6 protein-coding genes and 1 pseudogene are annotated in these 14,439 nt (G+C 77.5%); all 7 read right to left on the bottom strand.

All coding sequences use genetic code 11. The features are described 5' to 3' along the window. Positions 1–125: 125 nt before the first annotated feature. Positions 126–2,198: a helix-turn-helix domain-containing protein gene (locus ACFYXC_RS35265; RefSeq protein WP_389556470.1), complete on the bottom strand. Its 2,073-nt coding sequence runs from the start codon at positions 2,196–2,198 to the stop codon at positions 126–128. A 309-nt stretch (positions 2,199–2,507) separates the two neighbouring features. Then, positions 2,508–3,176, bottom strand: coding sequence for a 4'-phosphopantetheinyl transferase (locus ACFYXC_RS35260; RefSeq protein WP_389556469.1), 669 nt, complete (start codon positions 3,174–3,176; stop codon positions 2,508–2,510). 29 nt (positions 3,177–3,205) lie between these two features. Further along, positions 3,206–3,949 carry a class I SAM-dependent DNA methyltransferase gene (locus ACFYXC_RS35255; protein WP_388915695.1) on the bottom strand — a complete coding sequence of 248 codons (744 nt, stop codon included), beginning with the start codon at positions 3,947–3,949 and terminating at the stop codon, positions 3,206–3,208. Continuing rightward, positions 3,946–5,256 (bottom strand): activator-dependent family glycosyltransferase, encoded by a 1,311-nt coding sequence (locus tag ACFYXC_RS35250; RefSeq protein WP_389556467.1) that lies wholly within the window; start codon positions 5,254–5,256, stop codon positions 3,946–3,948. The genes ACFYXC_RS35255 and ACFYXC_RS35250 overlap by 4 nt, the downstream gene beginning before the upstream one ends. Further along, the gene (locus ACFYXC_RS35245) at positions 5,244–6,479 is read right to left on the bottom strand and encodes a P450-derived glycosyltransferase activator (protein WP_389556466.1); all 1,236 of its coding nucleotides are present in this window, start codon (positions 6,477–6,479) and stop codon (positions 5,244–5,246) included. The genes ACFYXC_RS35250 and ACFYXC_RS35245 overlap by 13 nt, the downstream gene beginning before the upstream one ends. Before the next feature lie 10 nt (positions 6,480–6,489). Next, positions 6,490–11,943: pseudogene (locus ACFYXC_RS35240) on the bottom strand (SDR family NAD(P)-dependent oxidoreductase); the annotation flags it as partial. 108 nt (positions 11,944–12,051) lie between these two features. Next, a partial coding sequence (locus ACFYXC_RS35235; RefSeq protein WP_389556465.1) for a type I polyketide synthase occupies positions 12,052–14,439 on the bottom strand: 2,388 nt, incomplete at its 5' end.

Here is a 14,439-nt window from a genome sequence, read left to right as displayed (position 1 = left end):
GACGAGGTCCGCCGGACACCCACTTCGGCTCGGGCCCGCCCCGCGGGAGGTGGCCGGGTCACCACCCCCGGCGGGCGCGGCGGCCCGGGCGCCGCGGGCGGGCGTCCGTCGCGGCCGGCGCGCCGTCAACGGGCCGCCGCCGTCCGGGCCGTGGCCGTCCGGGCCGCCGTCCCCGGGGCGGGGTCGCCGGGCGCGGAGGTGCCGGACGCCGTGGTGACGGGCGCGGGGGCGAGCAGGGCGCGGGTCCGGTGCAGGCGCAGTGCCAGCTGGAGTTCGAGGGCCTGCTCGGGCCGCTGCCAGCCGGGGCCGAGCAGGTGGGTGATGCGCTCCAGGCGGCGGGAGACGGTGTTGGCGTGCACGTGGAGCAGTTCGGCGGCCCGGCTGGGGCTGCCGGCGGCCCGGAACCAGCCCTCCAGGGTCTCCACCAGGCAGGAGAGGCGGGCGGCGTCGTGGTCGAGGAGCGGGCCGAGCGTGCGCTCCACGAAGCCGGGCACGTCGTGGTCGTCGGCCAGCAGCACCCCGAGGAACCCGAGGTCGCCCGCGGCGGCCGACACCCCGCCGGCGTCCAGGGCGCCGAGGGCCTCCAGGCAGCGCACGGCCTCGCGGTGGGCGCGGTGGACGGTGGCGGCGCCGCGCGGCGAGACGGACGCGGCGGCGGTGACCGGGGCCCCGGTGGCGGCGGCGAGCCGGGCGCGCACCTCCTCGGCCCGGGCCGCCGGATCGTCTCCGGGGAGCAGCAGGACGAGCAGCCCGTCCCGGACGGTCCGCATGCCCCGGTGTCTGCGGGCGTGGACGCCGGCCCAGCCGTCGACGAGGGGGGCGGCGGGACTGCCGGGCCGGGCCACGACCACCACGTGGGGGCGGTCCAGGTCGGCGGAGAGCCGGCGGGCGCGGGCCAGCAGCCGTTCGGGCGGCGGCCCGTCGCAGCTGACCAGGTCTTCGAGGAGGTCGTCGCGGATCTGGCCCTCGGTGGCGGTGGAGCGCCGCAGCGTCAGCAGCAGCGACACGGTACGGGCGTGCGCGAGCAGCAGCTGCTCGGGCGGTTCGGTGCCGGGGTCGTCGGGGTGGAAGAGGAGGGTGCCGACGTCCTCGGAGCGGACGGTGAGGGGCACGGCCCAGGTGCCGTCCGCGGTGGGGCAGGCGATGCCGGTGGTGGCGGCGTTGAGGCGTACCCGGTCCAGCTCCGTGGCGGTGGCGCGGGGCAGGCGGCCGTGTGCGGCGAGGTGTTCGCCGGCCGGGCCGTGCACGCCGACGGCGCCGCCGAGTTCGCGGGCGGCCCGGGTGAGGAGTTCGTCGAGGCCGATGCCGTCCAGGGCGAGCCGGAACAGGTCGTCCTGCGCCCCCCGGGCCTCGATGGCGTCGCGCAGTCCGGCACGCGCCCGGGTTCCGGCCCGCTCCAGTTCGGCGTTGGCGGTACGGGCGCGGGCGAGGAGCCGGGCGGTGGTCAGGGCCCCGGCGCCGAGGTCGGCGAGGGAGCGCAGCAGGGCCACTTCGTCGGGGGTGAAGTGGCGGACCGCGCGGTCCGCCACGTAGAGGAAGCCGAGGTGCTTCTCGTCGGTGCGCAGCGGTACGCCGAGCACGGCGTGCAGGGACTCGGCGTGGGCGAGGGCGCCGAGCGCCGCGGTGTGCGCGGCGGGCCCGGCCGGGTCGGCGGTGGACCGTCCGGCGGCGGGCGGCGGGCCGGCCGGGGCGGCGAGCAGGTCGGCGGTGCTGAAGGGGCCGGGCGGGTCGTCGTGGGCGGCGGCGGTGGGCAGAGCGCCGGCGGGGATGCGGTGCCCCTGGGTGCCGGCGCCGACGGCGCCGTCGGCGGCGCGCACCACGGCCTCGCCGGTCTCCTCGTCGTGCAGGACGGCGAGGGCCAGGTCGGTGGCGGTCAGCAGCCGGGCGCGGCGGGTGAGCAGCGCGAGCGCGGCCTGCGGCCGTGCGGGGTGGGCGAGTTCGCGGGCGGTGTCGACGAGGGAGGCGAGGTCCGCCTCGCGGCGGGCGTGGCGTACGGCGTGGCCGGTGGCCTCCCGCGCGAGGTGCCGGGCGTGGTCGAGGCGGCGCCGGTCCTCGGGCCGGGCCGAGCGGCGGGCGCGGGCGAGGAGCCGGTCGCAGGCGTGGGCGGGTGCCCCGGCGGCGAGGAGTTCCAGCAGGTCCAGCAGGGGGTCCGGCGACGGGGAGCCGCCGCCCGTGGTGTGTGCGTCCTCCCCCGCCATGGCATCCCCCGCGACTCGGTCTCGACCTGCCCGTGGGGAACGTAACCGCCCTTTTCCGGGCGGGCAAACAGCCACGGGGGCCTTACGGGGCGACGAGAGGGGGTGATCCGGCCACCACCGGGGCGGGGCGCGGGGGCGGGAGCGGTGGCCCGGGCACCGGATCCCGTGTGCCGCCTGGGCCGCGGGCGTCCGGAGCCGGGTTCCGGGAAGCCGCGCCGGGGTGTCGTCGCGGGGCCGGCCCTGCGGTACGTCTCAAGCGGTTCTCCGGCGGAACCCGAGCGGTTCTCCGGCGGTTCCCGCGGGCGCCCCTCAGCGGGCGGGGGCTGCCGGGAGGGCGACCGCGGTCAGGAGGAGCCCGGCGTACAGGGTCCAGCGGCCGGTGAGAGCGCTCAGCGCGCGGCCGTCGTGCCGCGGACCCGGGATCCGCAGGCCGGCGGTGAAGACGCGGCGGGCGGGCTCGAAGCGGAGCCGGGCGTCGCCGAAGTCCAAGGGGTGCGCGGTGAGCGGCGACCATGCCTTGAACACCGCCTCCTTGGCGCTGAACAGCAGCCGGTCCCAGTGCACCTCGGGGTGGTGCCCGGCCAGGTCGCGCAGGTGCTGCCGCTCGGCGGCGCAGGTCACCGCGTCGGCGGTGCCAGGGGGCAGCGGCCGGTGCGGTTCGGCGTCGATGCCCAGCGCCCGCCAGCGGGTGGCGGACGCCAGGGCGACACCGCGGTAGCCGGCGCAGTGGGTGACCGAGCCGACGGTGCCGGCCGGCCACTCGGGCTCGCCGCGCGGGCCGGACAGCAGGGGCCGTACCGGCAGGCCGAGGGCGGTCTGCGCCCGGTGGGCGCAGACCCGTACGGTGGCGAACTCGCGCCGCCGCTCGGGCACCGCGTCCCGGATCAGGGCCCGTTCGGCGGCGAACAGCAGCGCCTCGGGGAAGTCGCCGGCCGTGTCGACGGCGATCGTGCCGGGCGGGAGGATCGCCCCGATCATCGCCGAGCCGGGACCCGGTACGGGGCCGGTCAGGGCCGGACGCCGACGAACAGACCGCGGCCGGAGGGGCCGCCGGGCAGGAACTCGGTGGCGAGTCCGGCGCGCGCGAAGGCCAGTTCGTACGCGGAGCGCGTGAAGAGGGTGATGCGGTGGCTCTCCGACAGGTGCTCGATGTCCTGGCCGGGTTCGGCGACGAGGTAGTGCACGTCGATGCGGGTGGCGCCGTCCTCCAGGCGGGAGTGGGAGACCCGGGAGATCGTCTTGCCGGCCGCCTCGACGACGGCGGCGCCGACGTAACCGGGGGTGAACGTCTCGGGGAACCACCAGGGTTCGACCACGACGACGCCGCCGGGTTCGGTGTGGGCGGCGAACGCGCGCAGGGCGGCGTCCAGTTGCGGCTGGTCGGCCATGTGGCCGATCGAGCTGAACATGCAGGTGACGGCCGAGTACGTGGTGCCCAGCGCGAAGTCGCTCATGTCGCCCTGGTGGAGGGCGGTGCCCGGGTTGCGGTGCCGGGCGGCGGCGAGCATGTCCGGGGACAGCTCCAGTCCCTCGACCCGTTCGAAGCGGTCGGCGAGGCGGGCCAGGTGCAGGCCGGTCCCGCAGGCCACGTCCAGGAGGCTGCGGGCGCCGGGCACCCGGGCGGCGACGAGGTCGGCCAGGTCGTCGGCCTCCCGGACGTAGTCCTTGCCCTTGCCCTGGTGCACCAGGTCGTAGACCCGGGCGATGGCGCCCGTGTAGCCGTCGGCGGGACGGGCGTCGGTGGTGGTCACTGGGGCTCTCCTCGGCGTAGGGATGCGGAGCGGGAGGGGTCGCGGGGTGCGGCCGTGAGCTGTTCCAGCCGGGTCACGACCGCGGCCGGCGAGGGGTCGGCGAGGGCCTCGGCGCGCAGCCGCCGGGCACCGGCGGCCAGGGCCGGGTCACCGACGGCCCGCACGATCGCGGCGCGCAGCGTGGCGGCGTCCAGCTTGTCCGGCGGCAGTTCGATGCCCGCGCCGGCCTCGGCGTGCAGCCGGGCCTTGAGCGGGGCGTCCCACAGGGCGCCGACGACGACCTGCGGCACGCCGTGCAGGGTGGCGGTGGAGCAGGTGCCCGCGCCGCCGTGGTGGACGATCGCCGCGCAGCTGGGCAGCAGGGCGTCCAGGGGGACGAAGTCGACCACCCGGATGTTGCCGGGCAGCGCGTCGCGGTCGGTGAGCTGGGAGGCGTCGAGGGTGGCGACGATCTCGGCGTCGATGTCGCCGAGGGCGTGCAGGAGATCCTCGAAGGGGACGGCGTCGCGGCCGAAGGTCTCCCGGGCGGAGACGCCGAGGGTGAGGCAGACCCGGGGCCGGGCGGGCGGTGTCCGCAGCCAATCGGGCACGACGGAGGGCCCGTTGTAGGGGACGTAGCGCATGGGCAGGACCTCGCCGCCGACCGGCAGGCGCAGGCTCGCGGGGGCCGGGTCGATGGTCAGGTCCCCGGTGACGATGTTCTCGATCGCGGCGGCGTCGGGGGTGATGCCGAAGCGTTCCAGGGTCCAGGTCAGCCACTCCGCCATCGGGTCCTCGCGCAGTTCGGCGGGCCGGCGTGCCATCAGGTCGAGGAACTGGGCGCGGGCGTTGAGGATGACGTCCGGACCCCACAGCACCCGGGCGTGCGGGGTGCCGGTGACGTGGGCGGCGATGGCCCCGGCGTAGGTGAAGGGCTCCCAGACGATCAGGTCGGGCCGCCAGGACCTGGCGAGGTCCACCAGGTCGTCGATGGTGGTGTCGCCGTTGAGCGGCGCGAACGACAGGGCGGTCATCATGGTCTGCTGGCCGAGGGCGTGCTCCCAGCCGAACGGCTGGTGGCGGGTCTCGACGAAGTCCAGTCCCCGCTGGTACGGGGTGGGGTCGCCGGCGATCCGCGTCATCAGCTCCGTGATGGAGTCCAGGTCGCCGACGGGGTCGGCGGTCAGGCCCGACCCGTTGACGACCTCGGTCAGCGCGGGCTGGCTGGCCACCCGGACCTCGTGGCCGGCCGCGCGCAGCGCCCAGGCCAGCGGTACCAGGTTGTGGTAGTGCGTGTTGTGCGCGAAGCACGTGATCAGGACGCGCATGGCGTCGACTCCCTCTTGGCGACCGGGAAACGGGCGGGGGCGAGCAGGACGGGCGACCGCGGCCGGGTCACCGCCTCGCCGGCCTCCCGCAGTCCGGGCAGTGCCTCGGCCAGGGTGCGCAGCGCGGCGGTGGCGAGCACCGTGATCAGGGGTGCGGACAGGGCGAAGTGCAGGTCCGGGGCGAGACCGAGGGGGGTGGCGCCGGGCGGCGCCGCCGGGTCGCGGCCGGCCGCGGCGACGAGGACGGCGATCCGGCTGCCGGCGGGCAGGGCGGTGCCGGCCAGGATGGTGTCCGTGCGGGAGATCCGGGTCTCCACCCGGACCGGCGGGGCCGTACGCAGGGTCTCCCGGACGGCCGCCGCGGCGAGCGCGGGGCCGGCGGTGAGGCGCTCCCAGGCGCCGGGCTCGGCGCGCAGACGGCGTACCGTCCCGGTGACGAGGACGGCGGTGGTCTCGGCGGCGCCGACCGCGAGGACACCGGCGGCCCGGACGGTGTCCTCGTCGCCGGGCAGGTGCCGGGCGAGCAGGCCGGTCACGGCGGTCTCGGCGGCCCGGGACGCGCGCGCGGTGGCGTACGGCTGGGGGCACACCAGGCCGTCGAGGGCGTGCCGGCAGCCGGGCAGGAGCCGGGCGAACTCCTCGCGGGCGGTGCCGGGGAGGCCGAACTGCTCCGCGAGGACGGAGCCGGGGAGCCGGCGGGCGAAGTCCTCGGCGAGGTCGAAGGTCTCGCCGGCGCTCTCCAGGAGCCTGCGGGCGTGGGCCGCCGCGCGCTGCGCCAGGCCGGCCGCCGGCAGCAGCGGGCCGCCGAACGCGGCCTGTGGGGCGAGGCGGGCGGCGGTGGCGCGGTCGAGGGCGAGCAGGCCGCTGCGGTAGGGCAGGTCGTCCCCGTCGACGGGGACGCCGTCGGGGCCGGTGCCGTCGAAGGCCGGGTCGGTGAAGACCTGGTCGGCGACGGCCCGGTGCGCGGTGACCCAGGTGTCCAGCGGCGCGCTGCGGTACAGGGGCCCGAGGGCGCGGACGCGTTCCTCGTGGACGGCCGGGTCCTGCGGTCCGGCCCGCAGGACCAGCCCGTAGGGGTCGTCCTCGATGCCCGCGAACCACTGGGCGGCGCGGGTGAGTTGGTTGCGGCGCGCGGCACGGGCGCCGTCCAGGACGCCGGCCTGCGGGGTTGCGGACGGTGGCGCCGCGGGCGGCGGCTCTGCGGACAGCGGCTCTGCGGTCATGTGCGGCTCCTCATGGGGTACCGCCGGGCAGCGCTCCGGCCCAGGCGTCCACGGCGCGGGCCGTGTCCGGGGCGTGCTCGGTCATCATCGTGAAGTGGTTGCCGGGGATGTCGGCGGTGGTGTGGGCGCCGTCCCAGACCGAGCGCCAGTCACGGTCCGGGTCGGTCCAGGCGGCCATGGGCAGGCCGGCCCGCAGGTGCAGTACCGGGGCGCGGACGGCCCGTGGTGTCCAGTCGAGGAGCAGCCGGTGGTAGGCGCCCATGGCGGTGAGCCGGGTGTCGTCGAGCGGCACGACCGCGCGGTCCGTGGCCCAGCGCAGCATCACGTCCCGCCAGACGCCCATCGCGCCGGGGTCGGCGGGGGTGTAGATGTCGGCGAGGACGAGGCCGGCCGGGCCGGTGCGGCCCGTCGTCTCCAGGTGGCCGGTGAGGGCGTGGGCCAGGTTGGCGCCGGCGGAGTGGCCGACCAGGACGTAGGGCCGGTCCCCGGTGTGTTCGGCGAGGCTGTCGGCGTGCGCCGCGCACCATGCCGCGAGGGAGTCCGGCAGCGGCTCGCCGGGCCGGAACCCCGGCTGCGGCAGGGCCAGTACGGTCCGCCGGCCGGCCAGGGCGGTGGCGAACGCGGCGAACTCCGCGGGGCCCGACACGGCGGCGGTGCCGGCCAGGGCGACCAGCAGCGGGCCGTCGTCGGGGCCCTGCGTGAGCCGGACGGGTTCGGTGGGCCGCCGGGTGGCCGTGGTGAACACCGGCCGCAGCGCGGCCACGGCCGACAGGGCGTCCACGGCCGCGGCGACCCGGCCGTCGTCGAGCGCGGTCCGGTAGAGGGCCACCAGGGTGCCGTCGGAGGCGGTGGCGGGCGGCGTGTCCGGTGTCCGCCGGCCGAGCAGGTCCCGCAGGTGGCCGGCGAGCGCGTCGGGGGTGTCGTGCTCCAGGAGCGCCTCCGGCTGCAGGTCGGTGCCGGTCGCGCCGGACAGCCGGCGCCGCAGGAGGGTGACGGCGAGGGAGTCGAAGCCGCTGTGCGTGAACGGTGTGTCGGTGGCGACGTCGCCGGCGCCGTCGAGGCCCAGGACGGCGGCGGCCTCGGTGCACACCAGGGTCCGCAGGGCGGCCGTACGGGCGGCGGGGTCGAGGGCGGCCAGCTCGCGGCGCAGCTCCTGCCGGGCGGACCCGGACTCCGGCGCCGCCCCGTGGCCGGTGCCGTCGCGGTCCGTGCCGTCACCGTCCGCCGTGTCCCGGACCGACCGGCCGGCCGGTCCGCCGGTCAGGTCGCCGATCAGCGGGCTGGGCCGGTAGGCGGTGAATCCGGCGGCGAACCGGGGCCAGTCGGTGTCGGTGACGGTGACGGCCGCCTCGCCCGTGCCGACGGCGGCGAACAGTTCGGTGAGGGCGTCCTCGGGGTCCATGGGCCGCACCCCGCGGCGGCGCAGATGGGCGGTGCCCTCTCCGTCCCCGAGGTCGCCCATGCCGCCGCCGCCCCACAGCCCCCACGCCACCGACGTGGCGGGCAGCCCCTCGGCACGACGCCGTTCGGCCAGCGCGTCCAGCGCGGCATTGGCCGCACCGTACGCACTCTGCCCCCCACTGCCCCACACACCGGCACCCGACGCATACAGCACGAACGCTTCCAGCTCCAGCGAACGCGTCAGCTCGTCCAGATGCAGGGCACCGGCGACCTTCCCCCCGTACACCTCGCGGACGAGGTCCGGGCCGGTGTCGGTGAGCGGGGCGAGCTGCGGGACGCCGGCCGCGTGGAACACGGCGGTCAGCGGCGCGTCGGCGGGGACGGCGGCCAGCACCGCGGCGAGCGCGTCCCGGTCGGCCACGTCGCAGGCGGTGAAGGTCACCTTGGCGCCCAGCGCGAGGAGTTCGGCCTCCAGCGCGTCGGCGCCGGGGGCGCCGCGTCCGCGGCGGCCCACGAGCAACAGATGGCCGGCCCCCTCCAGGGCGAGGCGACGGGCGAGCCGGCCGCCGAGCGCTCCGGTGCCGCCGGTCACGAGCACGGTGCCGCGCGGCCGGTACGGGGTCGTGCCGGCCCGCGGAGCGGGGGTGAGCCGGCGGCCGTGGAGGCCGTCGGCGCGTACCGCGATCTGGTCCTCGCTCCCGGTGAGCGCGGTGGCGAGCCGGTCCCAGTCGGTGTCGTCAGGGTCCGGGGGCAGGTCGGCGAGTCCGCCCCACAGGGCGGGCAGTTCGAGGGCGGCGGTCCGGCCGAGGCCCCACAGCGCGGCGCCCGCGACCTCGGGCGCCTCGCCGGGCGACACGGCCACGGCCGCCCGGGTGACGCACCAGAGGCGGGCGGACACGGCACCGTCCGCCAGGGCCTGGACGAGCGCCACGGTGGCCCGTACGCCCGCGGGGACCGGGTCGGGGGCGGGAGCCGTGCCGGATCTCGTCGTGCCCCGGCGCGGTTCATGCGGTTCATGTGGTTCATGTGCGTCGTGCGGCTCGTCCAGGCCGAGCAGGGACAGCACCCCCTGCAGGGGGCCGGCTCCCGTGCCCGTGTGGGCGTCGCGCAGGGCGGTGGTGAGCGCGCCGCGGCCGGCCGTGGCGGGGTCGGCGGCGAGGCGGTGCACGGTGGCTCCGCGGGCGGTCAGGGCGCGGGCGGCCGCGTCGCCGGCGGCGGACCCGGCGGCGGCCTCCACCAGCAGCCAGGTCCCGTCCGGTGCGGTCCGGCCGGCCGGCACGGGCCGCCAGGTGATCCGGTAGCGGCGCGGGCCGGTGGCCGCACCCGGGGTCCGCGGGGTGGGCTCGATCCAGTACCGGCGGTGCTGCCAGGCGTACACGGGGAGCGGCACCGCGGGGGCGGGGTGGTCCGCGAACAGCCGGGTGCGGTCGAGGGGGACGCCGCGGGCGAGGGCGGTGGCGACGCCGCGCAGCAGCGTGCCGGTCTCGGGGCGGTCCCGGCGCAGCAGGGGCACGGTGCCCGGGTCGGGCCGGTCGGCGAGGGTCTCCTCGGCGGCGGCGCACAGCACGGCGTCGGGGCCCAGCTCGACGAAGGTCGCGGCGCCGAGGTCGCGGGCGGTGCGGACGGCGTCGGCGAAGCGGATCGTGGCGCGCACGTGGCGGGCCCAGTAGGCGCCGGTGCGCAGGTCGTCGCCGCTCGCGCGGCGGCCGGTGACGTCGGAGACGACGGGGATGCGCGGTGCCCGGTAGGTCAGCCGGTCCGCCAGCGCGCGGAACTCGGCGAGCATCGGGTCCATCAGCGGGGAGTGGAAGGCGTGGCTGACGGTGATGGCCCTGGTCCGCCGGCCGAGCGTCCGCAGGGCGGCCCCCACCCGTTCGACGGAGGCGGCGGCGCCGGAGACGACCACGGAGCGGGGCCCGTTGACGGCGGCCACGTCCACCTGCGGGTCGGCGGCCAGCAGTTCGCGTACCTCGTCCTCCGAGGCGCGTACGGAGAGCATCGCGCCGCCCGGCGGGAGGGCCTGCATCAGCCGGCCGCGGGCGGCGACCAGGGCGCAGGCGTCGTCGAGGTCCAGTACGCCCGCCGCGTGGGCGGCGGTGATCCCGCCGACCGAGTGGCCGAGGAGGACGTCGGGGCGCGCGCCCCAGTCCTCCAGGAGCCGGAAGAGGGCGGTCTCCAGGGCGAAGAGGGCGGCCTGGGCGTTCTGCGTGCGGTGCAGGGCGTCGCCGTCCCGCTCGTCCCCGCCGTCGAGGAGGGCGGCCAGCGGACGGTCGAGGTGGGGGTCGAGGCGGGCGGCCACGGCGTCGAACGCCTCGGCGAACACGGGGTACGCGGCGTGCAGTTCGCGGCCCATGCCGAGGCGCTGGCTGCCCTGGCCGGTGAAGAGGAACGCGGTCTTCGCGTCGCGGCGCAGCACGCCCCGTACGAGGGCGGGGTGCTCCTCGCCCGCGGCGAGGGCGGCCAGGCCCGCGGTGAGTTCGGCCGGGGTGTCCCCTAGGACGACGGCACGGTGCTCGAAGGCGGCCCGGGAGGCGGCGAGGGCGTACCCGAGGTCGTAGGGGTCGGTGCCGGGCGCCGCGGCGAGGTGCTCGCGCAGTCGCGCAGCCTGTGCCCGCAGCGCCTCGGCGGACCGCCCCGAGACGAACCAGGGCACGGGGGCGGAAGGGGCGGGTCCGACAGCGGGCGCGGCCGGCGGCGAGGGCCGGGCGGGGGGTTCCTCCAGGATGACGTGGGCGTTGGTGCCGCCGACGCCGAAGGCGGAGACACCGGCGCGGCGCGGCCGGCCCGCGGTGGCCGGCCAGGGGGCGGCCTCGGTCAGGAGACGTACCCCGCCGGCGGCCCAGTCGACGTGCGGGGTGGGCTCTTCGGCGTGCAGGGTCCGTGGCAGCAGGCCGTGGCGGAGGGCCTCGACCGTCTTGATGACGCCGCCGACACCGGCCGCGGCCTGGGCGTGACCCAGGTTCGACTTCAGGGAGCCGAGCCACAGGGGGCGGTCGGCCGGCCGGTCCGGTCCGTAGACGTCCAGCAGCGCCTGGGCCTCGATGGGGTCACCGAGGCGGGTGCCCGTGCCGTGCGCCTCGACCGCGTCGACGTCCTGGGCCCGCAGGCCCGCGTCGGCCAGCGCCCGGCGGATGACGCGCTGCTGGGACGGCCCGTTGGGGGCGGTGAGACCGTTGCTGGCGCCGTCCTGGTTGACGGCCGTGCCGCGGATGACGGCGTGGACGGTACGGCCGCCGCGTACGGCGTCGGAGAGCCGTTCGAGGACCAGGACGCCGACGCCCTCGGCCCAGCCCGTGCCGTCCGCGTCCGCCGAGAACGCCTTGCAGCGGCCGTCGGCGGCCAGTCCTTTCTGCCGGGAGAACTCCACGAATGCGGCCGCGTCCGGCATGACCGCCACCCCGCCCGCCAGCGCCAGGCCGCATTCACCACTCCTGAGAGCGGCGACGGCCAGGTGCAGGGCGACGAGGGAGGAGGAGCAGGCGGTCTCGACGGTCATCGACGGGCCTTCGAGCCCCAGGACGTAGCTGACGCGCCCGGACAGCACGGCGTCCGCGCTGCCGGTGAGCAGGTAGCCCTCCGAACCGGCCGGGATCCGCCGCGGGTCGGTGGCGTACTCGGCGTGCGCGGCACCGACGTACACGCCGGTGCCGGAGCCGCGCAGGGTGCGGGGGTCCAGGCCGGTGCGTTCCAGGGCCTCCCAGGTGGTCTCCAGGAGCTGCCGCTGCTGGGGGTCCATGACGACGGCCTCGCGGGGGGAGATCCCGAAGAACGCGGCGTCGAAGTCGGCCGCGCCGGTGAGGAATCCGCCGGAGGCGCAGTACGTGGTGCCCTGCGACTCGGGGTCGGGGTCGTACAGCGCGGCCAGGTCCCAGCCGCGGTCCTCGGGGAACGGCCCGACCGCGTCCGTCCCGGAGGCGACCAGCCGCCACAGCTCCTCCGGGGAGTCCACCCCGCCCGGGTAGCGGCAGGCCATCCCGACCACGGCGACCGGCTCGTGCGCCGCCTCGGTCAGTTCCCGGTTGACCCGTCGCAGGCGCTCGGTCTCCTTCAGTGAGGTCCGCAGCGCCTCCATCAGCTTCTCGGAGGACATGGCCATCGGTGGGTCCCTCTCTCGGCGGACGGACGGGCGGCGGCCGGGCCGCGCAGGCGGCCCGGGCCGCCCGGGCGGCGGTCAGGCGGCGTCGCGCAGCGCCAGTTCGACCAGTGCCTCGTCGTCCAGTGCGTCGATGTCGGCGCCGCCGCCCGGCTCAGTGAATCGGGCGGTGCCTGAGAACCGCTCGGGCGTCGCCAGTGCCAGCAGGGTGTCCAGCAGGCCCGCCTCGCGCAGCACCGGCAGCGGCAGCGTGGCGAGCACGGCCCGGATGCCCGCCTCCTCCGGGTCCGTCCCGCGCGCCGGGTCCTCGTCCGGCGCGGGCGCGAGCAGTGCGGCGAGGTGTCCGGCGAGGGCGGACGCCGTGGGGTGGTCGAAGACCAGGGTCGGCGGGAGTCGGCGTCCGGTGGCCCGGCCGAGCCGCGCGGCGAACTCGCTCGCGGTGAGCGAGCTGAACCCGAGGGTGCTGAACGCCTCCTCGGGGTCGACGTCCTGCGGCCCGCCGTGGCCGAGCACGGCGGCGACACCGCCGCACACCTCCGCGAGCACGATCTCGTACCGTTCGGCGGGGTCCACGTCCGCGAGCCGTGCGGCCAGTGCGTTCCCCGCCTGCTCCCGGTCGGTGCCGGCGTCGGTCCGTGCCAGTGCCTCGCGCACGCCCGGCAGCCGGCTGATGAGCGCACTGGGCCGCAGGGCGCAGTACGCCTTCGCGAACAGGGGCCAGTCGAGGTCGGCCAGGGCCACGCAGACGTCGTCGCGGTCCAGGGCGGCGCCCAGCGCCTCGACGGCCGACGCCGGGTCCATGGTGCGCAGGCCGCGGCTACCGAGGAACTCCTCGCCGGCGCCCTCGCCCATGCCGCCGCCGCCCCACAGCCCCCACGCCACCGACGTGGCCGCCAGCCCCTCGGCACGACGCCGCTCGGCCAGCGCGTCCAACGCGGCATTGGCCGCACCGTACGCACTCTGCCCCCCACTCCCCCACACACCGGCACCCGACGCATACAGCACGAACGCCTCAAGATCCAGCGAACGCGTCAGCTCGTCCAGATGCAGGGCACCTGCGACCTTCCCCCCGTACACCTCGGCCAGTGAGCCGAGTCCGGTGTCGAGGAACGTCTCCGAGTGCGGTACGCCGGCGGTGTGGAAGACGGCGGTGGGGGGATGCTCCGTGAGCAGCGCGGCGAGCGCGTCCCGGTCGGCGACGTCGCAGGCGGCGAGGGTCACCTCGGCGCCCAGGGCGCGCAGTTCGGCGGCGAGGTCGGCGGCGCCGGGGGCGTCGGGGCCGCGCCGGCCCGCCAGGACCAGGTGTGCGGCGCCGCCGCGGGCGGCCCACCGGGCGACCTGGGCTCCGAGGGCACCGGTGCCGCCGGTGACCAGGACGGTGCCGCGCGGGGTGTAGGCGCGGCGCACGGGCGCGGAACCGGCCGGGACGAGCCGGCGGCCGTAGGTGCCGGACGCCCGTACGGCGACCTGGTCCTCTCCGTCCCGTCCGCGCTGGCCGGCCAGCGCGGCGACGACCCGCTGCCAGGCCCGCGCGTCGGGGTCGGCGGGCAGGTCCACCAGGCCGCCCCACACCGTGGGGTGCTCCAGTGCGACGCCGCGCCCCAGCCCCCAGACCTGGGCGCCCGCGGCGGACGGCCGCTCCCCGGGTGAGACAGCGACGGCGCCCCGGGTGAGGGCCCACAGCCGGGCCCGCGTCCCGCTGTCGACGACGGCCTGGGCGAGCACGGTCGTGCCGGCCATGGCGAGGGGCAGCCCGAAGTGGGCGGGGTGCGGCCGCTCGTCGACGCCGAGCAGGGACAGGATGCCGGTGAGTCCGTCGTGAGCCGCGTCGGCCGCGGATGCCGTGTGGGCCGCGTCGGCCGCGGAGTCCGCGTCGGCCGCGAGGTGCGTGTGGGTCGTCAGCAGGGCGGTCAGTTCCTCGCGGCCGGTGGCCGCCGGGTCGATCACGAGCCGTTCGACCTGGGCCCCGGCGCCGGCGAGCGCCGCCTCGGCCTCGTCGGCCGTTCCCGGCTCCACTCCCTGCGGGACGACCAGCAGCCACCGCCCGCTCAACGCACCGGGCGCGTCACCGCCCAGCCCCTGCCAGGTGATCCGGTACCGCCAGGAGTCGATACCGGTGGGTTCGACGGCAGCGGACCGGGTGGTGGGTTCGAGCCAGTAGTGCTGGTGCTGGAAGGGGTAGGTGGGCAGGTCGACCTGCCGGGCACCGGTGCCCTCGAACACCGCGGCCCAGTCGACGTGCGTGCCGTGGACGAACAACTCGGCGGCGGAGGTGAGGAACCGCTCAAGACCGCCCTCGTCCCGGCGCAGGGAACCCACGGCTGTCACGTCGGCGGTCTCCTGCACTCCCATCACCAGCACAGGGTGCGCGCTGGACTCCACGAACGTGCCGAACCCCTTGCCGGTCAGCAGCTTCACGGTGTCCTCGAAGCGGACCGTGTGCCGCAGGTTGCGGTACCAGTACGA

The sequence above is a fragment of the Streptomyces sp. NPDC002701 genome (assembly GCF_042889045.1).
GTDB lineage: Bacteria > Actinomycetota > Actinomycetes > Streptomycetales > Streptomycetaceae > Streptomyces.
Note: the sequence above shows the minus strand (reverse complement) of the source record. Positions and strands in the feature narration are given on the sequence as shown.

Excerpts from the sequence above, each read along its gene's own strand:
- ACFYXC_RS35245 (WP_389556466.1), bottom strand. The coding sequence starts at position 6,479 with ATGACCGCAGAGCCGCTGTCCGCAGAGCCGCCGCCCGCGGCGCCACCG.
- ACFYXC_RS35250 (WP_389556467.1), bottom strand. The coding sequence starts at position 5,256 with ATGCGCGTCCTGATCACGTGCTTCGCGCACAACACGCACTACCACAAC.
- ACFYXC_RS35260 (WP_389556469.1), bottom strand. The coding sequence starts at position 3,176 with ATGATCGGGGCGATCCTCCCGCCCGGCACGATCGCCGTCGACACGGCC.
- ACFYXC_RS35265 (WP_389556470.1), bottom strand. The coding sequence starts at position 2,198 with ATGGCGGGGGAGGACGCACACACCACGGGCGGCGGCTCCCCGTCGCCG.